General features: G+C 69.5%; 21 protein-coding genes. 8 read left to right on the top strand and 13 right to left on the bottom strand.

Translation table 11 applies throughout. From position 1 onward, the window contains the following. Nucleotides 1–110 precede the first annotated feature (110 nt). Nucleotides 111–542: a division/cell wall cluster transcriptional repressor MraZ gene (gene mraZ / locus HF576_RS19110; protein ID WP_168914433.1), complete on the bottom strand. Its 432-nt coding sequence runs from the start codon at nucleotides 540–542 to the stop codon at nucleotides 111–113. Between the two features lie 201 nt (nucleotides 543–743). Further along, complete coding sequence (locus tag HF576_RS19105) at nucleotides 744–1,112, bottom strand: DUF3040 domain-containing protein (protein ID WP_168914432.1); 369 nt, start codon at nucleotides 1,110–1,112, stop codon at nucleotides 744–746. Between the two features lie 64 nt (nucleotides 1,113–1,176). Here HF576_RS19105 and HF576_RS19100 point away from each other — a divergent pair, with 64 nt between their 5' ends. Then, entirely contained in the window at nucleotides 1,177–2,271 is a 1,095-nt protein-coding gene (locus HF576_RS19100) for a polyprenyl synthetase family protein (protein WP_168914431.1), read from the top strand. A gap of 3 nt (nucleotides 2,272–2,274) precedes the next feature. Here HF576_RS19100 and HF576_RS19095 read toward each other — a convergent pair whose 3' ends face one another. Beyond that, entirely contained in the window at nucleotides 2,275–2,625 is a 351-nt protein-coding gene (locus HF576_RS19095) for an Rv2175c family DNA-binding protein (RefSeq protein WP_343234358.1), read from the bottom strand. Nucleotides 2,626–2,849: 224 nt separating this feature from the next. Here HF576_RS19095 and HF576_RS19090 point away from each other — a divergent pair, with 224 nt between their 5' ends. Both HF576_RS19090 and pknB read left to right on the top strand, forming a co-directional pair. Beyond that, nucleotides 2,850–4,007 (top strand): LysM peptidoglycan-binding domain-containing protein, encoded by a 1,158-nt coding sequence (locus tag HF576_RS19090; RefSeq protein ID WP_168914597.1) that lies wholly within the window; start codon nucleotides 2,850–2,852, stop codon nucleotides 4,005–4,007. An 87-nt stretch (nucleotides 4,008–4,094) separates the two neighbouring features. Next, a complete protein-coding gene (gene pknB / locus HF576_RS19085; RefSeq protein WP_168914430.1) occupies nucleotides 4,095–6,035 on the top strand; it encodes a Stk1 family PASTA domain-containing Ser/Thr kinase in 1,941 nt (646 codons plus the stop codon). Between the two features lie 137 nt (nucleotides 6,036–6,172). On the opposite strand, the gene HF576_RS19080 is transcribed toward pknB, so the two are convergent. The 3 genes from HF576_RS19080 to HF576_RS19070 all read right to left on the bottom strand — a co-directional run bounded on the left by HF576_RS19080 (nucleotide 6,173) and on the right by HF576_RS19070 (nucleotide 9,201). Next, on the bottom strand, nucleotides 6,173–7,510 hold the full coding sequence (locus HF576_RS19080; protein ID WP_168914429.1) for a class II 3-deoxy-7-phosphoheptulonate synthase: 1,338 nt from the start codon (nucleotides 7,508–7,510) through the stop codon (nucleotides 6,173–6,175). Between the two features lie 62 nt (nucleotides 7,511–7,572). Continuing rightward, nucleotides 7,573–8,262 carry a lysophospholipid acyltransferase family protein gene (locus tag HF576_RS19075; protein WP_168914428.1) on the bottom strand — a complete coding sequence of 230 codons (690 nt, stop codon included), beginning with the start codon at nucleotides 8,260–8,262 and terminating at the stop codon, nucleotides 7,573–7,575. 3 nt (nucleotides 8,263–8,265) lie between these two features. Further along, nucleotides 8,266–9,201 (bottom strand): ROK family glucokinase, encoded by a 936-nt coding sequence (locus HF576_RS19070; protein WP_168914427.1) that lies wholly within the window; start codon nucleotides 9,199–9,201, stop codon nucleotides 8,266–8,268. Nucleotides 9,202–9,355: 154 nt separating this feature from the next. On the opposite strand from HF576_RS19070, the gene HF576_RS19065 reads away from it, so the two are divergent. Further along, nucleotides 9,356–11,182, top strand: coding sequence for an AMP-binding protein (locus tag HF576_RS19065; protein WP_168914426.1), 1,827 nt, complete (start codon nucleotides 9,356–9,358; stop codon nucleotides 11,180–11,182). Nucleotides 11,183–11,333: 151 nt separating this feature from the next. Here the strand turns inward: HF576_RS19065 and def are convergent, their stop codons facing one another. The 3 genes from def to HF576_RS19050 are packed head-to-tail and all read right to left on the bottom strand — an operon-like array spanning nucleotide 11,334 to nucleotide 17,117. After that, a complete protein-coding gene (gene def / locus HF576_RS19060) occupies nucleotides 11,334–11,825 on the bottom strand; it encodes a peptide deformylase (protein ID WP_168914425.1) in 492 nt (163 codons plus the stop codon). An 8-nt stretch (nucleotides 11,826–11,833) separates the two neighbouring features. Further along, the gene (locus tag HF576_RS19055; protein WP_168914424.1) at nucleotides 11,834–13,657 is read right to left on the bottom strand and encodes a nucleotide-binding protein; all 1,824 of its coding nucleotides are present in this window, start codon (nucleotides 13,655–13,657) and stop codon (nucleotides 11,834–11,836) included. 52 nt (nucleotides 13,658–13,709) lie between these two features. Next, on the bottom strand, nucleotides 13,710–17,117 hold the full coding sequence (locus HF576_RS19050) for a pyruvate carboxylase (protein ID WP_168914423.1): 3,408 nt from the start codon (nucleotides 17,115–17,117) through the stop codon (nucleotides 13,710–13,712). Between the two features lie 86 nt (nucleotides 17,118–17,203). On the opposite strand from HF576_RS19050, the gene HF576_RS19045 reads away from it, so the two are divergent. Then, on the top strand, nucleotides 17,204–18,013 hold the full coding sequence (locus HF576_RS19045; protein WP_168914422.1) for an AAA family ATPase: 810 nt from the start codon (nucleotides 17,204–17,206) through the stop codon (nucleotides 18,011–18,013). Nucleotides 18,014–18,179: 166 nt separating this feature from the next. Next, entirely contained in the window at nucleotides 18,180–19,409 is a 1,230-nt protein-coding gene (locus HF576_RS19040; protein ID WP_168914421.1) for a trans-sulfuration enzyme family protein, read from the top strand. 25 nt (nucleotides 19,410–19,434) lie between these two features. Here HF576_RS19040 and HF576_RS19035 read toward each other — a convergent pair whose 3' ends face one another. The 3 genes from HF576_RS19035 to HF576_RS19025 all read right to left on the bottom strand — a co-directional run bounded on the left by HF576_RS19035 (nucleotide 19,435) and on the right by HF576_RS19025 (nucleotide 21,299). Beyond that, nucleotides 19,435–19,977 carry a MerR family transcriptional regulator gene (locus HF576_RS19035; protein ID WP_168914420.1) on the bottom strand — a complete coding sequence of 181 codons (543 nt, stop codon included), beginning with the start codon at nucleotides 19,975–19,977 and terminating at the stop codon, nucleotides 19,435–19,437. Nucleotides 19,978–20,103: 126 nt separating this feature from the next. Further along, the gene (gene ftsR, locus HF576_RS19030) at nucleotides 20,104–20,796 is read right to left on the bottom strand and encodes a transcriptional regulator FtsR (RefSeq protein WP_168914419.1); all 693 of its coding nucleotides are present in this window, start codon (nucleotides 20,794–20,796) and stop codon (nucleotides 20,104–20,106) included. Then, the gene (locus HF576_RS19025) at nucleotides 20,796–21,299 is read right to left on the bottom strand and encodes an FHA domain-containing protein (RefSeq protein WP_168914418.1); all 504 of its coding nucleotides are present in this window, start codon (nucleotides 21,297–21,299) and stop codon (nucleotides 20,796–20,798) included. The genes ftsR and HF576_RS19025 overlap by 1 nt, the downstream gene beginning before the upstream one ends. Before the next feature lie 169 nt (nucleotides 21,300–21,468). On the opposite strand from HF576_RS19025, the gene HF576_RS19020 reads away from it, so the two are divergent. Then, nucleotides 21,469–21,819: a hypothetical protein gene (locus tag HF576_RS19020; RefSeq protein WP_343234356.1), complete on the top strand. Its 351-nt coding sequence runs from the start codon at nucleotides 21,469–21,471 to the stop codon at nucleotides 21,817–21,819. A gap of 6 nt (nucleotides 21,820–21,825) precedes the next feature. Here the strand turns inward: HF576_RS19020 and HF576_RS19015 are convergent, their stop codons facing one another. Continuing rightward, on the bottom strand, nucleotides 21,826–22,227 hold the full coding sequence (locus HF576_RS19015; protein ID WP_168914417.1) for a four-helix bundle copper-binding protein: 402 nt from the start codon (nucleotides 22,225–22,227) through the stop codon (nucleotides 21,826–21,828). A 103-nt stretch (nucleotides 22,228–22,330) separates the two neighbouring features. Here HF576_RS19015 and HF576_RS19010 point away from each other — a divergent pair, with 103 nt between their 5' ends. Then, the gene (locus HF576_RS19010; RefSeq protein WP_343234355.1) at nucleotides 22,331–23,029 is read left to right on the top strand and encodes a copper resistance CopC family protein; all 699 of its coding nucleotides are present in this window, start codon (nucleotides 22,331–22,333) and stop codon (nucleotides 23,027–23,029) included. The last annotated feature ends 10 nt before the right edge of the window (nucleotides 23,030–23,039 follow it).

Genomic DNA, 23,039 nt, shown 5'->3' with positions numbered 1-23,039 from the left:
CGGGGCCTCTGCCGTGCGTCTTCCCCAGACCCTGATCCCCATCCGCTCTCTGACCTGGCGCCGGGGAAGTGCGTCAGGGCGTGAGCGGCTGGGAGTCGGGATCGGGGGCGTCAGAACAGGCCCGGAATCACCTCCTGCTCCAGTTCGGCGTAGGTCTCTTCGTTGGCTTCGGCGTAGGCGTTCCACGCGGCGGCATCCCAGATCTCGGCATGTGCTCCGACGCCGGTGACGACGAGGTCGCGTTCCAGACCCGCGTAGGCGCGCAGCGGCTGAGGGAGGGTGATGCGGTTCTGGCTGTCGGGCTTCTCGGCACTTGCGCCGGACAGGAACATGCGCAGGAAGTCTCGGGCCTGCTTGTTGGCCAGCGGCGCTTCGCGGATGCGCTCGTGCACGCGCTCGAACTCCTGCGTGCTGAACACGTAGAGGCAGCGATCCTGACCGCGCGTCACCACGACACCGGCGCCCAGGTCATCGCGGAATTTCGCCGGGAGGATGACGCGACCTTTGTCGTCGAGCTTGGGTGTGTGGGTGCCCAAAAGCATCGGTACATCACACCCCCTTCGTCCGGCCCCCCCCGGGATGTCCACCACTTTACTCCACTCTCCTCCACTTCGCCACCATTGGACCGTTGGAACGCTCCCCTGGACCGTCGCCGCGGCCGTTCACGGTCGCGCCAGGGCAACAAAAAAAGCACCGACCCGAAGGTCGGTGCTTGTTGTGCCGGTGTCAGTCGGCGGGGAGGCTCAGCGCTCTCCCTGCCTCCTGTCCCAGCGGTCGTTCATGCGATCCATGAAGGAGGAACTCTTCTGCGGCGATCTCGCGGCCTGTTCGGGCTCGACCCGGATCTTGCCGGGGCCGCGCCCGGGGGTGACCGCGAGGACCACACCGCCGAGCATGATCACGAAACCGATCACGCCGACGACGATGAGCGGAACCGATACCCCGACGATCAGACCGCCGAGGCCCAGCAGCACGAGGATCGTGCCGTAGACGATGTTGCGATAGCTCAGGCTGCGTCCGTCGCGGGGCGCGCTGACGACGTCTGCGTCGTTGCGCATGAGATGGCGTTCCATCTCGTCGAGCAGGCGCTGCTCCTGTTCGGAGAGTGGCATGCATCCCCCTCTGTACTTCCGTTGGCTCGATTCTACGCGTGCCGTAGATCACTAGGCTAGGCCCGTGTCAGGCCCCGCAGAGACGATCGAAGCCATTTCCCAGCGACTCGACACCTTCGTCTCGGCCCAGCGGTCCGATATCGCCGATGCCGGAGCCGAAGCAGCGCTCTTCATCGACGCTGCCGCTGGCGCCACGTCGGGCGGAAAGCGGCTGCGCGGGCGCTTCTGCGTCGCGGGGTGGAGCGCAGTGGAGGAATACTCGGGTCGCGCAGGCGATCTGCCGGCCGCGGTCGTGGCCGCGTCGGCTGCTCTGGAGGTCTTCCACGCGGCCGCGCTCGTCCACGACGACCTCATCGACAACTCCGACACGCGGCGTGGCCGCCCCTCGACGCATCGTGCCCTCGAGACCGCGCACCGCGCTGCCGGCTGGACCGGCGACGCCGCCGCGTTCGGCAGGTCGGCGGCCATCCTGCTCGGCGACCTGCTGGTGGCGTGGAGCGACGATCTCTTCGAAGAGGGTCTCGCCGGGATTCCCGTCGAACGCGCGGTCGCAGCCCGCTCCGAGTACGCGACGATGAGGCGCGAGGTGACGCTCGGGCAGTTCCTCGACGTCGCAGAGGAATCTGCGTTCCTGTCCGAGCCCGACGAGCGTCACGCCGAGAGGGCGCTGAGGGTGGCATCCCTCAAGTCCGCCCGCTACAGCGTGCAGCAGCCTCTCGCCGTCGGTGCCGCGCTGGCCGGCGCCGATGCCGCGCAGACGGCGGCGCTGGCCGCGTTCGGCCACCCGCTCGGCATGGCCTTCCAGCTTCGCGACGACGTCCTGGGCGTGTTCGGAGACGAGCGCGAGACCGGCAAGCCGTCGGGAGACGACCTGCGTGAGGGCAAGCGCACCGTGCTGATCGCCTACACCCGCGAGGCGCTTCCGGCGACGTCACGACGGCTCATCGACGAACTCGTCGGCGATCCCGGCCTCGATGCCGACCAGATCGCGTCGCTGCAGCGCACGATCGCCGACAGCGGTGCACTCGAGCGGGTCGAGCAGCTCATCGCACGCTACGCGCATGAGGCCGATCGGGCGCTCTCGGGCGCTCACCTCGGCAATGCCGCCGTCGGCGAGCTGCGGGATCTTGCCCGCGCGGCCACGGTCCGCGTGGCCTGACGCTCAGGCGAGCGTCTGCGCGACGCGACGCACCTCGCTCTTGCGACCGGCACGAAGCGCCTCGATCGGCGCGAGGCCGATGGAGTCCTCCGGGGTCAGCAGCCAGTCGATCGCTTCATCGTCGGAGAACCCGGCGTCATGCAGCACGATGACCGTCCCGCGCAGGGAGGCGATCGGGTGACCGTCCCGGATGAACACGGACGGGACTTTGAGCGCGCCGTCGCGACGGGACCCCACCAGGTGGAACTCGTCGAGCAGACGCCGGACGCGACCCAGCGGTTCACCGAGCGCCTCCACGAGTTCAGGGAGGGTGAGCCAGTCGGTCTCGATACGGGCAGAGTCGTCAGCGGTCACACAGCAACTATCTCAGATCGCACATGGGGCAGCCACGCGAAGTCGCGGCCGAACGGAGTCCCGTCGGCCCCATCTACCCCAAAGGCCACACCTATAACACCCGTTGACAGTAATTGACATCCGTGACACGGTTTTCGGAGTCGACTGAGGGGGGAAATCTCGTGCGACAGATCAGCCGCACCCATCGCCAGGGTGTTCCGCGTTCGCTGCTGACCGGCGTTCCCATGGCCGTCGTAGGCTCCATCGCGCTGTCGTTGACGACAGCGCCGGCCCATGCCGCACCCGGCTCCGCCGAGCCTCGGACGACACCCGATCGCGCTGTGTCCGGCATCCGCCCGCACGCCATGAAGTCCGCCGTCGCGGGTGCCGCCGTCGTGGCTGCCGCAGATCAGAACACCTATACGGTGCAGGCCGGCGACACGGTGAGCGCGATCGCCTCGCGCTTCGGCGTGCGCACCGCCGATCTGCTCGCTCTGAACAACCTCGGCTGGAAGTCGATCATCTACCCCGGGCAGGTCCTGACCCTCGTGGGCGGCGCGGCGGCAGCCCCTGCGGCTCCCGCCGCGGCGCCGGCTCCCGCCGCCAGCTACACGATCCAGCACGGCGACACGGTGAGCGCGATCGCCAAGCGCCACGGCGTGAGCACGCAGGCCATGCTGGCCGCCAACGGCCTGGGCTGGTCGTCGATCATCTACCCCGGGCAGACGCTCGCCATCCCCGGCTCCGCGGCACCGGCCGCTGCCCCCACGCCGGCCCCCGCACCGGTAACGGCTCCGGCACCCGCGGTCGGAGGGTCGTACACGATCATCGCGGGCGACACCATCAGCGCCATCGCGAAACGGCACGGCGTCTCCACGGATGCGGTGCTCGGTGCCAACGGCCTGGACCGCTCTTCGATCATCTACCCGGGTCAGACCATCGCTATCCCGATCGCGGCCGTGGCCGCCGCAGCGCCCGCCACACCTGCCATCCCCGGCCTGGATGCGGAACAAGTCGCCAACGCGCAGCTGATCGTCCGGGTCGGTCGTGAACTGGGGGTGCCCGATCGCGGCATCGCCATCGCACTGGGCACTGCGATGCAGGAGTCCTGGATCCGCAACCTCGATTGGGGCGACCGCGACTCGCTGGGCCTGTTCCAGCAGCGTCCGAGCACCGGCTGGGGCACCGAGGCCGAGGTGCGCGATCCGGTGCGCGCGATCAAGGCGTTCTACGGCGGAGCATCGGATCCCAACGGCTCCCGCACCCGCGGCCTCCTGGACATCGCCGGCTGGCAGTCGATGTCGTTCGCGGACGCCGCACAGGCGGTGCAGATCTCGGCGTACCCCGAGCGCTACGCGCAGTGGGAGGCGCCCGCGCACGCCTGGCTCGCCGCGCTGGGGTAGTTCCCGCCGGCCCGGCCGCACGTAACGGTACGGTCGCAGGGTGCGCCGCTCCGCGGGCTCGCAGGTGCGCGTCCGTAGACTCTCAGCGTGAGCACGAGTCAGCAGACGGACCCGCTGATCGGCCGTCTCGTCGACGGTCGATACCGCGTGCGTGCTCGCATCGCCCGCGGAGGCATGGCCACCGTGTACGTGGCGACCGATCTGCGCCTCGAGCGGCGCATCGCCCTGAAGGTGATGCACGGTCACCTCAGCGACGACACCGTCTTCCAGAGCCGGTTCATCCAGGAGGCCCGCGCCGCCGCCCGCCTGGCCGACCCGCACGTGGTCAACGTCTTCGATCAGGGCCAGGACGGCGACATGGCGTACCTCGTCATGGAGTACCTGCCCGGCATCACCCTGCGCGAGCTTCTGCGCGAGCAGCGGCGCCTCACGGTGCCGCAGGCGGTCAGCATCCTCGACGCCGTGCTCTCGGGACTCGCCGCCGCACACAAGGCGGGGATCGTCCACCGCGACGTCAAGCCCGAGAACGTGCTGCTCGCCGAGGACGGCCGCATCAAGATCGGCGACTTCGGCCTGGCGCGCGCCACGACGGCGAACACGGCATCCGGGGCCCAGCTGCTCGGCACCATCGCCTATCTCGCCCCCGAGCTGGTCACGCGCGGGACGGCCGATGCCCGCAGCGACATCTACGCGCTCGGCATCATGCTCTACGAGATGCTCACCGGCGAGCAGCCCTACAAGGGCGAGCAGCCGATGCAGATCGCGTTCCAGCACGCCACCGACTCGGTGCCGCGGCCGAGCGTGAAGAACCCCGGTGTTCCCGAACCGCTCGATGAGCTCGTGCTGTGGGCGACCGAGCGCTCCCCCGACGACCGCCCCGTCGACGCCCGCGAGATGCTCGACCGGCTGCGCGAGATCGAGCGCGAGCTGGGCATCACGCCTGCGGTCACGCGGACGACGCCGATGGGCGCGCCGCGCGACGAGGTCTCTCCGACCGGAGAGCTCACCGCGGTGCTTCCTGCCACCTCGACGACGGCCCCGACCGCCACGATGGAAGAGGCCGACAACGCGGGCCGGCTGCGCCGCGCCACCAAACGCCGGCGCACGAAGGGCGCGTGGCTGGTGACGGTCGTCGTGCTGCTCGCCGCCCTCGCGGCCGGCACCGGCTGGTGGTTCGGCTCGGGTCCGGGGTCGCTCGTCGCCGTGCCCGATGTCTCGGGTGGCACCTTCGCGGCCGCGCAGGAACGACTCGCACAGGACTCCCTCGTCGCGGTGCAGCGCGAGGAGAACAGCCTCGATGTGGCCGCGGGCACGGTGATCCGCACCGATCCTCCGAGCGGCACACGGGTCGATCGCGACGCCGAAGTACTGGTCATCGTCTCGCTCGGCCCCGCCGAAGTGCAGATCCCGCGATTCATCGACAGCACCGAGACTGATGCGCGCACCGGCCTGGACAGCCTCGAGATCCGAGTCGACGCCGAGAACGCCACATTCTTCACCGACGCCCCCTCCGGTACGGTCGTCGGCGTCATGGTGACCCCCGCCGACGGCGCCGAGCCCTTCGCGTGCGGCGAGGGATGCGCCGCGCACCAGGGCGACGCCGCTCAGCTGTGGGTGTCGCTCGGCCCCGTGCCGGATGTCGTCGGCGACAGCGAAGGTGCCGCCCGCAGCACGCTCGAGGGCGTGAACCTGGTCGTCACCGAGGAGACCGAGACAGAGACCAGCGAGACTATCGAAGAGGGTCGCGTCATCCGGGTCGTAGGCCCCGATCGATGGTGGCAGCCGGGCGATGCGGTCACACTCGTCGTCTCGACCGGCCCGCCTCTGTTCGAGGTTCCCGAAGTCGTCGGAGACACCAGAGACGTGGCGATCCAGAAGCTCGAGGATGCCGGCTTCCAGGTCGATTTCGCACCGTTCTTCGGCGTCGTCCCCAACGACATCACCGAGGTGACGGCATCCGATCCCGCGGCCGGCGAGCTGCGGGTGCGCGGGACCCGCGTCTACATCCAGCTGACCGTCACCGGCTGACTCCCGGCGGGTCCGGTCCACCCCCGACGACCACCGGTCCGACGCGCGAAGTCTCGCAAGACGGCGACGAGAAAGAGAATCCCGGATGCCTCGGGCGAGGCATCCGGGATTCTCTGCGTCGTGGCGCGCAGGGCCGGTCAGCGCTTCTCGAGCTCCTCGGCGACGAGGAAGGCCAGCTCGAGGCTCTGCATGTGGTTCAGGCGCGGGTCGCACAGCGACTCGTAGCGCGTCGCGAGGGCGGCCTCGTCGATCTCTTCGGAGCCGCCCAGGCACTCGGTGACGTCGTCGCCGGTGAGCTCGACATGGATGCCGCCGGGGAACGTGCCGACCGCGCGGTGAGCCTCGAAGAAGCCGCTCACCTCGTCGACCACGTCGTCGAAGCGACGCGTCTTGTAGCCGGTCGGCGTCGTGATGCCGTTGCCGTGCATGGGGTCGGTGACCCACAGCGGCATCGCGCCCGAGTCGCGCACGGCTTCGAGCAGCGGCGGCAGCGCGTCGCGGATCTTGCCCGCGCCCATCCTCGTGATGAAGGTGAGGCGTCCCGGCTCGCGCTCGGGGTCGAGCTTGTCGATCAGGGCGAGAGCCGTCTCGGGCGTGGTCGAAGGACCGAGCTTCACCCCGATGGGATTGCGGATCTTCGAGAAGTAGTCGACGTGCGCGCCGTCCAGCTCGCGCGTGCGCTCGCCGATCCACAGGAAGTGCGCCGACGTGTTGTACGGCGTGCCGGTGCGCGAGTCGATGCGCGTCATCGGACGCTCGTAGTCCATGAGCAGGCCCTCGTGGCCGGTGTAGAACTCGACGCGCTTGAGCTCGTCGAAGTCGGCGCCGGCAGCCTCCATGAAGCGGATCGCACGGTCGATCTCGCTCGCCATGCGCTCGTAGCGGGCGTTGGCGGGGTTCTTCGCGAAGCCCTGGTTCCACGAATGCACCTCGCGCAGGTCGGCGAAGCCGCCCTGCGTGAACGCCCGGATCAGATTGATGGTCGACGCGGCGGTGTGGTACCCCTTCAGCAGCCGCTGCGGGTCGGCCTGTCGCGAGCCTTCGGTGAAGTCGTAGCCGTTGACGATGTCGCCGCGGTACGCCGGCAGGGTGACCTCGCCGCGCGTCTCGGTGTCGCTCGAACGGGGCTTGGCGAACTGACCCGCCATGCGGCCCATCTTCACGACGGGCATAGAGGCGCCGTATGTCAGCACCACCGCCATCTGCAGCACCGTCTTGATGCGGTTGCGGATCTGCTCGGCGGTGGCACCCGCGAAGGTCTCGGCGCAGTCACCGCCCTGCAGGAGGAAGGCGCGGCCAGATGCTGCGCGCGCCAGCCGGTCACGAAGGTTGTCGACCTCGCCGGCGAACACCAGCGGGGGAAGGGTGGCGAGTTCGGCGGAGACGGCGGCCACCGCGTCGGCGTCGGGCCACGCGGGCTGCTGCTTGATGGGCAGGGTCCGCCAGTGGTCGAGCGCGTCGAGCTGCTGAAGCATCCCTCGAGTCTATCGGCGGGATCGCGCACCCCGGCGCCGCATGACGAGCGTTCACCCGGGGGTCACCGCGCAGGGGTCTTGAGCCTGTCCTTGACGGTGGATGCGTACACGTCTTCGTATTCCTGCTCGCCGAGGCGCTGCAGCGCGACCATGATCTCGTCGGTGATCGAGCGGAGGATGTACCGGTCACCCTCCATGCCCTCGAAGCGCGAGAAGTCGATGGGCTCGCCGATCACGATGCCGACCCGCACGATGCGCGGCATGCGGGTGCCGATCGGCATCATCGTGTCGGTGTCGACCATGACCACCGGGACGACCGGCACGTGCGCTTCGAGCGCCATGCGCGCGATGCCCGTGCGGCCGCGGTACAGCTTGCCGTCGGGACTGCGGGTTCCTTCGGGATAGATTCCGAGCAGGTCGCCTCGTCCCAGCACCTGCAGTCCCGTGTTGAGGGATGCCTCGGATGCCTTGCCACCGGAGCGGTCGATCGGGATCATGCCCGTCGCCTTGAAGAACATGCGGGTCGACCAGCCCTTGAGGCCCCTGCCCGTGAAGTAGTCGCTCTTGGCGAGGAACGCGACCGGGCGGTCGATCATGAGCGGCAGGAACACCGAGTCCACGAACGAGAGATGGTTGCTCGCGAGGATCGCGGCTCCCTCCGAGGGGACGTTGCGACGGCCGATGATCCACGGGCGCCAGATCGCCTTGACGATCGGCCCGATCACCACGTACTTCATCAGCCAGTAGAACATCGCCTACTCCTCCGCGGACGCGAGGTCGGCGGCGCCGATGAGGCCCGCATCGTTGCCGAGCTCGGCGATGGCGAACCCGGCGATCGGCCGGTCGCCGTAGCCCGGGAGGGACGTCTCGTAGGCGATGCGCACCGGCTCGAGCAGCTCGTCGCCGAGCTGGGCGACTCCCCCGCCGATCACGAACAGCTCGGGGTCCAGCACCGCCTGGAACCCGCCGCACGCCTCGCCGAGGGCCGTCGCCACGCGACGCAGCGCCTCGACCGCGCCCTCGTCGCCGGCGAGCACGAGGCGCGACACCGCCGGTCCCGTGATCGTCCCCTTCTCGGCTCGCACGGCCGCGAGAGCGGCGCCGATGCCCCCGCCGTCTGCGATGGCGTTGGCCTCGCGCTGCAGGGCGCGTCCCGACGCGTACTGCTCGAGGCATCCGTTCTGTCCGCACCCGCACGGAAGACCGTCGCGCATGAAGCGCATGTGGCCGAGCTCGGCGCCGATGCCGTGGCCGCCGCGGAAGAGCTCGCCGTCGATCACGACCGCCCCGCCGACGCCGGTGCCCATCGTCAGCATCACCATGTGCTCGACCTCGCGACCGGCGCCGAAGCGGAACTCCGCCCATCCGGCCGCGTTCGCGTCGTTCTCGATCGTGACGGGCACGTCGATGCGCGCCTCGAGCACGGCCTTCAGCGGCTCGTTGCGCCACGCGATGTTCGGAGCGTGGATGACCGTGGCCCGGTCGCGGTCGATGAATCCTGCGGCGGCGACCCCGACGGCGGCGACATCATGGTGGGCGCCGAAGTGGTGCGCCATGTCGATCACGGCGTCGGCGAGAGCTGCGGTGTCGATCGGCGTGTCCACGCGGAGCCTCTCGACGATGCGGCCCTCGCTGTCGACGATACCTCCCGCGATCTTCGTTCCGCCGATGTCGATCCCGACCTTGAGCACTGCACTCCCTCTCCGGCCACCGCGCGCGCGACAGCGCCTTGAAGTCTAGCGAGCGACCGGCCATCCACACCCACGCTGGTCGCGGCGTGACGGCGGATTAGACTCAGAGCCAGATCCACCCGAGATTCATCCATCCGGTACCGAAGGAGCTGCCGTGGTTCAGTTCGAAGTCCCTGCGATCGTCCCCGCCGACCCGCAGGCAAACATCACCGACCTTCTGGTCGAACGCGTCAAGCAGACGCCTGACCGCGCGTTGTTCGCCGTGCCGGACGGCGGTGGCTGGCGCGACATCACGGCAGCCGACTTCCAGCGGCAGGTCGTCGCGCTCGCGAAGGGGTTCGCGGCGGCCGGCATCGAACCCGGTGACAAGGTCGGCTTCATCGCGCGCACCACGTACGACTGGACGCTCGTCGATTTCGCGCTCTTCTACGCCGGGGCCGTCATGGTCCCGATCTACGAGACGAGCTCGGCCGCGCAGATCGCGTGGAACCTCACCGATTCCGGCGCGATCGCAGTGGTCACCGAGTCCGCCGACCACACGGCGCGGGTGGAAGAAGTGCGGGGCGACCTGCCGCTGATCCGCGCGGTGTGGGAGATGGCCCGCGGCGATCTCGACACGCTGGTCGGCGAGGGCGCATCCGTCACCGATGAAGAGATCGAGCGCCGCCGCAACCTCGCCAACGGCGCCGACATCGCGACCCTCATCTACACGTCAGGGTCCACCGGCCGCCCGAAGGGCTGCGTCCTCACGCACAGCAACTTCGTCGAGCTCACGCGCAACTCCGCCAAGGCGCTGCACGAGGTCGTCGAGACACCCGGCGCCTCCACGCTGCTGTTCATCACGACCGCTCACGTGTTCGCGCGGTTCATCTCGATCCTCAACATCCACGCGGGTGTCAAGACGGGCCACCAGCCCGACACCAAGCAGCTGCTGCCGGCCCTCGGCTCGTTCCAGCCGACGTTCCTGCTCGCAGTGCCGCGCGTGTTCGAGAAGGTGTACAACTCGGCCGAGCAGAAGGCCGAGGCCGGCGGCAAGGGCAAGATCTTCCGCGCCGCGGCGCACACCGCCGTCGAGCACTCCGCCCTCTTGCAGGACGGCAAGAAGATCCCGCTCATGATGAAGATCAAGTTCGCGCTCTTCGACAAGCTCGTCTACTCCAAGCTGCGCACGGCGATGGGCGGCCGCGTGACCTACGCCGTGTCGGGCTCGGCACCGCTCGGTCCGCGGCTCGGGCACTTCTTCCACAGCCTCGGCGTGACGATCCTCGAGGGCTACGGCCTCACCGAGACCACTGCGCCGGCGACGGTGAACCTGGCGACCAAGTCGAAGATCGGCACGGTCGGTCCGGTGCTGCCGGGCGTCGGCATCCGTCTCGCCGAGGACGGCGAGATCCAGGTGCGAGGGATCGACGTCTTCAAGGAGTACTGGCGCAATCCCGAGGCGACGGCCGCGGCGTTCGACGGCGACTGGTTCAAGACCGGCGACATCGGAGCCTTCGACGAGGAGGGATTCCTCACGATCACCGGTCGCAAGAAGGAGATCATCGTGACCGCGGGCGGCAAGAACGTCGCCCCGGCCGTGCTCGAAGACCCGATCCGCGCCAACCCGATCGTCGGGCAGATCGTGGTCGTCGGCGACCAGAAGCCGTTCATCTCGGCGCTGATCACCCTCGACCCCGAGATGCTGCCGACGTGGCTGGCGAACAACAACCTCTCGCGCGACATGTCGCTCGAAGAGGCGGCCAAGCACCCCGCCGTGCACGCCGAGGTGCAGCGCGCCATCGACGAGGCGAACACGCACGTGTCCCGCGCCGAGTCGATCCGCAAGTTCACGATCCTGTCGACCGAGTGGACCGAGGCCAGCGGCCACCTCACGCCGAAGATGAGCATCAAGCGCAATGTGATCCTCGACGACTTCGCCGGCGAGGTCGACGAGATCTACGCCGTACCGGTCAACACCACGAACGTCTCGCTGTCGTAGGAGACGACGGATGCCGCAGCCCGGGCCCTTCGAACGGCCCGGGCTGCGGCATTCTCGCGTCAGTCGAGCGAGGTTCCGACTCGCTTCGCTCGCTCAACCACGACCCGGCACCCATCAACGCTCGCTGGCGCTCGCATTGATCCGAGGCGCGTCAAAACCAGTCGGACTCGCGGATCTCACGCATCGCGACGCGGCGCTCCTCGGGAGTGAGCCGGTCGAGGTACAGCACCCCGTCGAGGTGATCGGTCTCGTGCTGCAGCGCCTGCGCGAGCAGCCCTTCACCCTCGACGACGATCTCGTTCCCGTCGAGGTCGATGCCGACGACCTTGGCGTACGGAAAGCGGACGGCGTCGTGCCAGAGTCCGGGCACCGAGAGGCATCCCTCGCCGATCGGCTCCGGGTCGCCGGAGGTCTCGACCAGCACGGGGTTGAGGACGTAGCCGATGTCGCCGTCGATGTTGTAGCTGAACGCTCTCAGCCCGACGCCGATCTGGCATGCGGCCACCCCCGCGCGTCCGGGGAGCTCGACGGTGTCGATCAGGTCCTTCACGAGGGCACGGACGCCGTCGTCGATCTCACGGATAGGAGCGCTGACCGACTTCAGGACGGGGTCGCCGAAGACACGAATGGGACGAACTGCCATGGGATGCCTCAGGCCGCCGAAGCGTACGAGCGCAGACCCTCGATGACCACGGCCGCCAGCTCGCGCGCCGCAAGGCGGGTCGCGGGCTGCAGGTCGCGGAACACGATGGCGCTTCCGGTCGCGATGTGGGCGTCGTACGGCATGCGGACAACCGACCGCACCCGCGTGCGGAAGTGCGACTCCAGCTCGTCCAGCTGCACCAGCGGCTGGCCGGGGCGTGCGTTGTTGAGCACCACCACGGCGCCGCGCACCTTGTCGGAGTAGCCGTTCGTCTCGAGCCACGTGAGCGTCTCGGACGCGAGGCGCGCCTCGTCGACGCTCAATCCCGCGACGATCACGATCTGATCGGCGAGGTCCAGCGTCGCCCCCATCACGGAGTGCACGATGCCGGTACCGGTGTCGGTGAGCACGACCGAGTAGTAGTGCGCGGCGAGCGACGCGACATCCCGGTAGTCCTGGTCGTTGAAGGCCTCAGAGACCCGTGGGTCGGTGTCGGACGCGACGACGTCCAGGCGCGTCTCGTCGCGGGCGACGATGTTCGAGAGGTCGTTGAAGCCCACGACGTCGCCGCGCACGCGCACGAGGTCGCGGACGGTCTTGCCGCTCTCGCGTGAGATGCGCTCGGCCAGCGTGCCGCGGTCGGGATTGGCGTCGACGGCGATGACGCGATCGTCACGTGCATCGGCGAGTGCCATGCCCAGCAGCGTCGTCACCGTGGTCTTGCCCACCCCGCCCTTGCGCGACAGCACCGGCACGAACCGCGCGCCGCCGGCGAGCGGCGCGGCGATGCGGCGGTCGAGTTCCTTGCGGGCGCGAGCGCGCTTGCTGTCGCCCAGGTTGATGCGCCGGCCCGAGATCGAGTACACGAAGTGCTGCCACATCCCCTCCGGCTCGGAGCGGGTCACCTGGTGCGGGTCGAGCAGGCGGTCGGCCGTGAGAAGATCGGCGGTCTCGCGGTCGGGTTCGAACTCCCCGAGCCGCTTGGACGTCAGTGCGACGCCGGCATGCGGCTGCGATCGCTCGACGGCCCGCTCGACGACGGGGAGCGCGCCGGTGTGGTGCGCCTCGCGGCGCGTGGCCGGCGTCGGTCCGGTCGAGGCCGCCGGCGTGGCGGGCGGTGCCGGCGGAGCGGATGCCGCGCTCTGGGGTGCGCGCGCCCCGGATTCCTCCGGCGCGTCGGACGGGGTGTCGGCGATCATGGGCTCCTCCGCAGTCGCGGCGGCCGCGTCCGCCAGTCCGGCGGCGAACTCGGCGTCTTCGAACTCGGCATCCTCGAATGTCACCGCATCGTACTCGTCGGTGGCGTACGCGGCGACTCCCTTGAAGTCGCCGTCGTTCACCTCGGAGTCGTTCACACCATCGTCGCCCGGCGCGGAGCTGTCGGCGAGAGGGGACGCTGCGGCTGCCTCGCCCCCGCCATCCACCGTCTCATCGAGCGCGGAGGTCTCTTCGAACACCTCGTCGGCGTCGGCGATGTCTTCGTCCGTCCGCGGACGGTCGAAACCGTCCGCCTCCACCGTCCAGTCCTCGAGTTCCGGTTCGGTCTCGATGATCTCGGCCTCAGCGGTCTCGACGGCGGGCTCATCCACGTGGACGGTCATGGCCGCGGCGGGCAGCTCGGCGTCGGCGGGGATCTCGACCACGAAGGGCACCTCGTCGTCGATGACATCGTCGTCGGCGAGGTCGTCTTCCGACTCGGTCGGCAGTTCGACGTTCACCTGTGCTGTCGCACCGCCCAGGATGCCGAGTCCGGTCGTGTCGAGGCTCCCCGTGTCGGAGAGCACGCCGTTCACGGCTTCGTCGGGCGTATGGTCGGGTCGGTCGGGCGTCACTGCGGAGATCTCCAGAGCAGAAGGGCGTTTCGGGCGGATGCCGCCCTCCAGGCTACTGGGCGGGACGGACCACGACCAAAAGGTCCCCCGCGTCGACCTGAGCGGTCTCCGCGATGGCGAGACGCTCCACGACCCCGTCGACGGGCGCGGTGATCGCCGCTTCCATCTTCATCGCCTCGATCGAGGCGACCGGCTGGCCGGCGACGACCGCGTCGCCGACGACGGTCTTGAGCGTCACGACGCCCGAGAACGGAGCCGCCACCTGACCGGGTTTCGACGTGTCGGCCTTCTCGGCCTGACGCGATTCGACCTGGATGCTGCGATCCCTCACGAACACCGGACGCAGCTGGCCGTTGAGGGTCGTCATGACCGTCCGCATGCCCTTGTCATCGGCTTCGCCGATGGCTTCGAGCCCGACGAACAGCTGCACGCCGCGCTCGATCTCGACGACGTGCTCGGTGCCCTGCGCGAGACCGTACAGATAATCCGCGGTGTCGAGCACGCTCAGGTCGCCGAAGACCTCGCGGCGCTGCTCGTACTCGCGGGTCGGCCCGGGGAACAGCAGCTTGTTCAGCATCGCGCGGCGGGACGCGGCATCCGCTTCCAATGCCGCCGACTCGCCTCCCGTGAGCGGCGTCACCTCGATGTTCACCGTGCGGCCCTGCAGCACCTTCGTGCGGAAGGGCTCCGGCCAGCCGAACGGCAGCTCTCCGAGCTCGCCGGCCATGAAACCGACGACGGAGTCCGGGATGTCGTAGTTCTGCGGGTTCTCGGCGAAGTCCTTCGGGTCAGCCTTGACGGCCGCGAGGTGCAGCGCCAGGTCGCCGACCACCTTCGAGGACGGCGTGACCTTCGGCACACGGCCGAGGATGTCATTGGCGGCGGCGTACATGTCCTCGATCAGCTCGAAGTCCTCCGCGAGCCCCAGCGCGATCGCCTGCTGGCGCAGGTTCGACAGCTGGCCACCGGGGATCTCGTGATGGTAGACGCGTCCCGTGGGACCGGGCAGACCCGACTCGAACGGGCGGTACAGGTGACGCACCGCCTCCCAGTACGGCTCCAGATCGCTCACCGCATCCAGGTCGATGCCGGTGTCGCGCTCAGTGTGCGACAGCGCTGCGACCAGCGCCGACAGCGACGGCTGGCTGGTGGTGCCCGACATCGGGGCGGCGGCCGCGTCGACGGCATCCGCCCCCGCCGCGCTGGCGGCCAGCAATGTCGCCAGCTGCCCGCCCGCGGTGTCGTGCGTGTGCACGTGCACCGGAAGGTCGAAGTTCTCGCGCAGGGCCGAGACGAGACGGGATGCCGCGGCCGGCCGCAGCAGCCCCGCCATGTCTTTGATCGCGAGCACGTGGGCTCCCGCGTCGGCGATCTGCTCGGCCACCCGCAGGTAGTAGTCCAGCGTGTACTGGTCCTCGGCGGGGTTGAGGAGGTCGCCGGTGTAGCAGACGGCGACCTCGGCGACGGCCGTGCCCGTCTGCAGCACGGCGTCGATCGCCGGACGCATCTGCGACACGTCGTTGAGGGCGTCGAAGATGCGGAAGATGTCGATCCCGGATGCGGCGGCCTCCCGCACGAACGCATCGGTGACCTCGGTCGGGTAGGGCGTGTAGCCCACGGTGTTGCGGCCGCGCAGCAGCATCTGGATCGCGACGTTGGGCAGCGCCGTGCGCAGCCGGTCCAGACGCTCCCACGGGTCCTCGCCGAGGAACCGCAGGGCGACGTCGTACGTCGCGCCGCCCCATGCCTCGACCGAGAGCAGCTGCGGCGTCAGGCGCGCGACGTACGGGGCGACCGTCACGAGGTCCTTCGTGCGGACGCGGGTGGCCAGCAGCGACTGGTGCGCGTCGCGGAAGGTCGTCTCGGTCACACCGAGGGCGTTCTGTTCACGAAGCGCCTTCGCGAACGCGGCCGGGCCGAGCTCGAGCAGGCGCTGGCGCGATCCGGCCGGCGGCTCGACCGTCAGATCGGCGGCCGGCAGCTTCAGGCGCGGGTCGACGGTGACCGGGTTGTCGCCGTGCGGACGGTTCACGGTGGTGTCGGTCAGCCAGTTGAGGATCTTGGTGCCGCGGTCCTTGGACTCGCGGCCCTTGAGCAGTCCCGGCCGCTCGTCGATGAACGACGTCGAGACATCGCCGGCGACGAACGACGGGTCGTCGAGCACCGCCTGCAGGAACGGGATGTTCGTCGAGACGCCTCGGATGCGGAACTCGGCGAGAGCTCGACGCGCACGCACCACTGCGGCGCCGAAGTCGCGGCCCCGGCACGTGAGCTTGGACAGCATGGAGTCGAAGTGCGGACTGATCTGCGAGCCCGCCGCCGTCGTGCCACCGTCCAGGCGGATGCCCGCGCCGCCGGGTGAGCGGTACGTGGTGATCTTGCCGGTGTCGGGGCGGAAGCCCTGGGTCGGGTCCTCCGTCGTGATGCGGCATTGGAGCGCCGCTCCGCGGAGGCGGATCCGATCCTGGGTGAGGCCGAGCTCGTCGAGCGACTGGCCCGCTGCGATGCGCATCTGCGACTGCACGAGGTCGACGTCGGTGACCTCCTCGGTCACGGTGTGCTCGACCTGGATCCGGGGGTTCATCTCGATGAAGACGACCTCCCCGGTGCGCGGGCCGGCGGTCTCGAGGAGGAACTCGACGGTGCCGGCGTTCTCATAGCCGATCGAGCGTGCGAAGGCGACGGCGTACGCGTGCAGCGCGTCCCGGACCGTCGGATCGAGGTTCGGGGCCGGCGCGATCTCGATCACCTTCTGGTGGCGACGCTGCAGCGAGCAGTCACGCTCGAACAGGTGGACCGTCTCCCCCGTCTTGTCGGCGAGGATCTGCACCTCGATGTGCCGGGGGCGCTGGACGGCCTGCTCGAGGAACACCCGGGCGTCGCCGAACGCGCTGCCCGCTTCACGCATGGCCTCGGCGAGAGCGGGTGCGAGCTCTTCACGCTGCGCGACGCGCCGCATCCCTCGTCCGCCGCCACCGGCGACGGCCTTCACGAAGATCGGGAAGCCGATGTCGTCGGCCTGCTCCAGGAGCGCATCGACGTCGTCCGAGGCATCCGTCGACCGCAGCACCGGCACGCCCGCCGCGACGGCGTGCTGCTTCGCGGTGACCTTGTTGCCGGCCATCTCGAGCACGCTCGCGGGCGGTCCGATGAATGCGATGCCGTTCGCGGCGGCCTTCTCTGCCAGGTCCGGGTTCTCGGACAGGAAGCCGTAGCCGGGGTAGATCGCGTCGGCCCCCGCCTCTCTCGCGACGCGGACGATCTCGTCCACGTCGAGGTACGCGCGGACCGGATGCCCCTTCTCGCCGATCTGGTACGCCTCGTCGGCCTTCAGCCGATGCAGCGAGTTGCGGTCCTCGTAGGGGAAGACCGCGACGGTGCGCGCCCCCAGTTCGTAGGCCGCTCGGAAAGCGCGGATGGCGATCTCACCACGGTTCGCGACCAGGATCTTGCGGAACATTCGACCTCCGTGGGCGGCGGTGCAGACGGGCCCCTGGAAACGGGCTGAGTGTGCTCTCAGCCTAGGGGACGGTAACGTGGTGCCTTGTGCACGTCCTTTCCGTCAGCTCGCTCAAGGGAGGCGTCGGCAAGACGACCGTGACTCTCGGACTCGCGTCGGCGGCCTTCGCCCGCGGTGTCCGCACGCTCGTCGTCGACCTCGACCCGCAGTCCGACGTGTCGACGGGCATGGATATTCAGGTCGCCGGGCGACTGAATGTCGCCGATGTCCTCGCCAATCCCAAGGAGAAGACGGTCCGCCAGGCCATCACCTCCAGCGGCTGGGCGAAGGTGCATCCCGGCACCATCGACGTCATGATCGGCAGCCCCTCAGCGATCAACTTCGACGGACCGCACCCCAGCGTGCGCGACGTCTGGAAGATGGAAGAGGCGCTGGCCACGATCGAGGCCGACTACGACCTCGTGCTGATCGACTGCGCACCGTCGCTCAACGCACTCACCCGCACGGCGTGGGCCGCGAGTGACCGCGTGATCGTCGTGACCGAGCCCGGCCTGTTCTCGGTGGCCGCCGCCGACCGCGCCTTGCGCGCCATCGAAGAGATCCGCCGCGGTCTCTCCCCCCGCCTGCAGCCGCTCGGCATCGTGGTCAACCGCGTTCGCCCGCAGTCGATCGAGCATCAGTTCCGCATCAAAGAGCTGCGCGACATGTTCGGCCCGCTCGTGCTCGCGCCGCAGCTGCCCGAGCGCACCTCACTGCAGCAGGCGCAGGGCGCCGCCAAGCCGCTGCACATCTGGCCCGGCGACTCCGCGCAAGAGCTCGCGGCCGACTTCGACTCGCTCCTGGACCGAGTGATGCGCACCGGCCGCATCCCGGTGCCCGACGACACGCGCGCCTGACCCTCCCTTCCAGCCCGGCGCGACGCGACCCGGGTCCGATCGAACGCAGCGGGCGGAGCGGTGGCGGGTCAGCACAATGCTCGCGGGATGGTCAGATTGCTCTCTTAGTGCGTGACGGGGTGCACAGGACTTGCCTTTCGTGGCGAAGTCGCTGAACATATCGACCATGGCACCGATGACGCTGCACCCCGACAGCCTTGCCGTGCACGCCGGGCGCGATGACCTCGCGGCCCTCGGCGTCCACGCGCTCCCCCTCGACCTCTCGTCGGCGAACGCTCTGCCCGACGTCGACCTCGGCGGCCTGTCGTACGAGGTGCTCGCCACCGGCGGGCACCCGTTCGAGGGCGGCTCGAACGTCTACGCGCGACTGTGGAACCCGACCGTCGCACGATTCGAGGAGGCACTGGCGCGCCTGGAGCATTCCGAAGAGGCCGTGGCGTTCTCGTCCGGCATGGCGGCCGTCACCGCCGCCCTGCTGACCCTCGCGCATGAGCAGGGTCGCCGGCACGTCGTCGCGGTCCGTCCGCTGTACGGCGGCACCGATCACCTTCTCGCCTCGGGATTGCTGAGTGTCGAGACCACGTACTGCACCATCGAGAACGGCGGGGCGGATGCCGTCGCCACAGCGATCCGCGACGACACGGCGCTCGTCGTGGTCGAGTCGCCCGCCAACCCGTCCCTCGAGCTCATCGACATCCGCGCCGTCGTCGCGGCGGCCGGCGACGTGCCTGTGCTCGTGGACAACACGTTCGCCACCCCCGTGCTGCAGCAGCCCCTCGATCTCGGCGCTTCGCTCTCGCTCCACAGCGCGACGAAGTACCTGGGCGGGCACGGCGACGTCGTCGGCGGCGTCATCGCGTGCGACGCGCGTACGGCGGCGGCTCTGCGGCGCACCCGTGCGATCACCGGCGCCCTCCTCCACCCTCTGGCGGCCTACCTGCTGCACCGGGGGCTTGCGACGCTGCCCGTGCGCGTGCGAGCGCAGCAGGAGAACGCCCGTGCCGTGGCTCGATGGCTCGCCACGCGCGATGACATCGCCCGCGTCCACTTTCCGGAGTTCCCCGAGTGCGACCCGCATGGGCTGATCGGCACGCAGCAGTCCGGCCCGGGCGCGATGATCGCGATCGAGCTGACCGGGGGCTACGACGCCGCCCGCGCGCTCACCTCGTCGGTGCGACTGTTCACGCACGCGGTCTCGCTCGGGAGCGTCGACTCGCTCATCCAGCATCCCGCGTCGCTCACGCATCGCCCGGTGCAGGCCGACGCGAAGCCGTCGGACGCGCTCGTGCGCCTCTCGATCGGACTCGAGGACCCTGCCGATCTCATCGCCGATCTCGAGCAGGCTTTGTCACAGCGCACCGTCGATCGCGCTCACGCCGACGTGGCGATGAGCTGAGCACCGCGACCGCCGTGCCGACGCGTCAGGCGGTGCGTGCGGCGCGGCGGAGTGCGAGCTCGTCCATCGCGTCCGGCTTCTCGACCTCGAACTCGACGAGTTCGGACTCGACCTCGCGCAGCACCTTGCCCACGGCGATGCCGAACACGCCCTGACCACGGCTCACGAGGTCGATGACCTCGTCGTTCGAGGTGCACAGGTACACCGATGCGCCGTCGCTCATGAGTGTGGTGCCCGCGAGGTCCCGGATGCCTGAGGCCCGGAGCTGGTCGACCGCCGTGCGGATCTGCTGCAGCGAGATGCCGGTGTCGAGCAGGCGCTTGACGAGCTTGAGCACGAGGATGTCGCGGAACCCGTAGAGCCGCTGCGAACCGGAGCCGCTGGCGCCGCGAACCGTCGGCTCGACGAGCTCGGTGCGCGCCCAGTAGTCGAGCTGGCGGTAGGTGATGCCGGCGGCGCGTGCCGCGACGGCTCCGCGATAGCCCACTTCGTCGTCCATGGCCGGCAGCCCGTCGGTGAAGAGGAGTTCGGCGACGAACGGCTCATTGTCTGACGCGTCTCGTGTCATGCCTATCCCCCCTCCGGAATCGGATATCTCCACGCTAGATGAGCCTCACCCTTGCGGCAATGACATCCGCTGTTGGCGGTCCGGCGTGTCGCGCCCTTCTGCCCCGCAACTTGCCGCTGAGCCGCGTCAGGACAGCAGACGATCCAATGCGGACCGCACGAAGATCGAGCGGACTTCGTCGAGGCGTTTGGCCAATTCGGGCGCCAGCTCGCCAGCGCGACCACGGGACGAGGCATCCGTCCTGCGCAGCAACGGGGCGAGGGCGGACTCGACGAGGGCGACATCGCGCTCGGCGTTCTGCCGCAGTGCCCGCACGTGCCGGGGCTCGATACCGTGCCGGTCGAGCGCGACGAGCGCGCGCAGCAGCGCGACGGACTGCTCGGTGTAGCTCTCGCCGGCCACGAGCACGCCGGTGCTGATGGCGTCGTTGAGCAGCTGCGGCGCGGCACCGGATGCCGCGAGCAGCTCGTCGCGGCGGTAACGGCGCGGCGCCGGCAGGATCGACGGCGGCGGCACGGCGGTCGGCGTCGCGGGGTCGCGACCCGCGTCGACGTCTTCGAGGTAATCGCGGATCACCGACAGCGGAAGGTAGTGGTCGCGCTGCAGCGTGAGCGCGAGGCGCAGTCGCTCGAGGTCATCCTGAGAGAACTTGCGGTACCCGGACTCGGTGCGCAGCGGGGTGACGATGCCCTGAACCTCGAGGAACCGCAGCTTGCTCGAGGTGAGCGACGGGAACTCCGGCGACAGCCGCGCGAGGACCTGCCCGATGCTCAGAAGACCCGCGGACGAAGATCGTTCGCGGGCGGACGCAGCGGGCATCAGACGTCCGCGGTCTGGGACAGATCGGCCGGTGAGACGAAGAAGTTGAGGCGGAACTTGCCGACACGCACCTCGGCGCCGTTCGTGAGCGCCGCGCGGTCGACGCGCTCGCCGTTCACGTACGTGCCGTTGAGCGAACGCTGGTCCACGAGCTCGAAGGTCGTGCCCGTGCGGGTGATCTCGGCATGGCGGCGCGAGACGGTCACGTCGTCGAAGAAGATGTCGGCCTCGGGATGCCGGCCGACGGTCGTCACGTCGGTGTCGAGCAGGTAGCGGGCTCCGGCGGTGGGTCCTGAACGCACGAGCAGCAGTGCGGCGCCCGACGGCAGTGCTTCGATCGCGTCGAGCTCGGCCTCACCGAGCTCGCTGCCGAAGGGCACGAACGACAGGTCGGAGTCGTGTCCGAACGTCTGCGTCGTGTCGGCTGCGCGATCGGACTCGTGCGCGTCGGCCCCGGCAGCCCGGCGAATGTCGCCCTGGTCGGGTCGGCGGTCGTCCTCCACGTTGTCCTCCTTCGACGCCCCAGCCTATCCGATCGCGAGTGCCGCGAAAGTGCCGGTTTCGAGGATCCGGCCGCATCCCATTGTTTCGTCTCGTGTCGACGCGCGTGCTCAGCGGAAGCAGCGCGCCTAGCCTGGCGGAGTCCGAATCCGACGAGTCAGGGAGTCCCCCGTGTCGAGCCCGCACCGCCACATCCCGCCCCTCGAGGTGCGTGAGCGTGCGGCGTGCATGTGCGACCACGGAGACGCCTGCACCTCGTACGCGCCGGGCCACGCGCTGCACCTCATCCAGGCGCGCCTGGCCTCGGCGACACCGTCGGACTGGGCCGACGCGATCGTGGAGGCCGCCGACGGGCGTTCGGGTTTCGTCATCGTCCGCACGCTGGACGACGGCTCGGCGGTCGCGCTGTGGAACGGCGCAGGCGCGGCGGCACGCCTGGCGGTCGGCACACCTGTCGCGCTCCACGAGCGCTATCACGTGCTCGCCGTGGGCGGCGAGCGCTTCAACGTGCTGCGCGGCTGATCCGCCTCAGCTCATCGCCATCATCTTGTCCTTGACCGCCATGCAGGCGTCCATGCAGGCCTTGCACGCCTGAGCGCACATCTTGCAGACCTCGCTGTGGTCCGCGTGCTCCATGCACTCGTCCATGCAGGTCTGGCACATGGCGATGCACGCGTCGAGCATCGCCATCATGGAGGCCGGCGTCATCCCCTGCATGCGCATCATCGAACGCATCATGGTGTTGCACATGTCGGCGCAGTTCATACACGCCGGCGCGCACGACATCATCTGGGTCGAGCACACCGTGCACGCCTGCTCGCAGGCCGAGCAGGCGTCCATACAGGCCTGCAGGACCGCCATGTCCATCTCCTGCATGCCGGGCATCGACATCATGTCCTTCGACATGGCGCCCATCATCATGCTGTCCATCGCCCACCTTCTTCCGATGTCGGGTCGGCGGGCAGGTCGTCCCGCCTGCGGCCATGCTAGACCTCGCAGGATCCGGATCGAAGGGCCGATTAGGCTCGATCGGGTGACGTCACAAGGAATTCACACAGCCCGCCCGTCCCGTGCAGCCGCGCTCGCCACCGCGGTGCTGCTGGCCCTCGCCGGTGCGGTGGTGACGGCATCCCCCGCCTCCGCTCACGACGAGCTGCTGGGCAGCGACCCCGCGGCGGGCAGCACCGTCGAGGCCCTCCCTGCCGAGCTGACCCTCACCTTCAGCGGCGTGATCGCTCCGGACGAGGGAGCGTCAGAGGTGCAGGTGACGGATGCCGAGGGCACGACGCTCACCGATGGGACGCCCTCGGCTCAGGACAACGTGCTCACCCAGCCGCTCGCCGCCGAGGGGCTCGGGGGCGAGGCATCCGGTCTCATCACGGTGCTGTGGAAGGTGGTGTCGAGCGACGGGCATCCCATCTCGGGCGAGTTCTCGTTCACCGTGACGGGCGCACCCGCGCCCGCCCCCACGGGGACGACCGAGCCGGCGCCCGCACCGACGGAATCGGCGGCGCCGAGTGAGTCCCCGACGACCCAGGCGACCCCCTCCGCTGCACCCGCTGCCGACGAGGGCTCCAGCGCTCTCCCGTGGATCATTCTGGGCCTCATCGCCGCGGCTGTCGTGGGCGGCGTGACGTACCTGCTGGTGTCGCGCTCGCGCCGCGAACGGGCCCTCGCCGAGGGCGCCCGCGGCGGCGCTCAGCCCGGATCCGAGCCCCCTGCCGACCGATAGGCTTGGAGTC

The organism is Microbacterium salsuginis (assembly GCF_012524205.1).
In the GTDB taxonomy this organism is placed as follows: Bacteria; Actinomycetota; Actinomycetes; order Actinomycetales; family Microbacteriaceae; genus Microbacterium; species Microbacterium salsuginis.
This window is presented reverse-complemented; position numbering and strand designations above follow the sequence as displayed.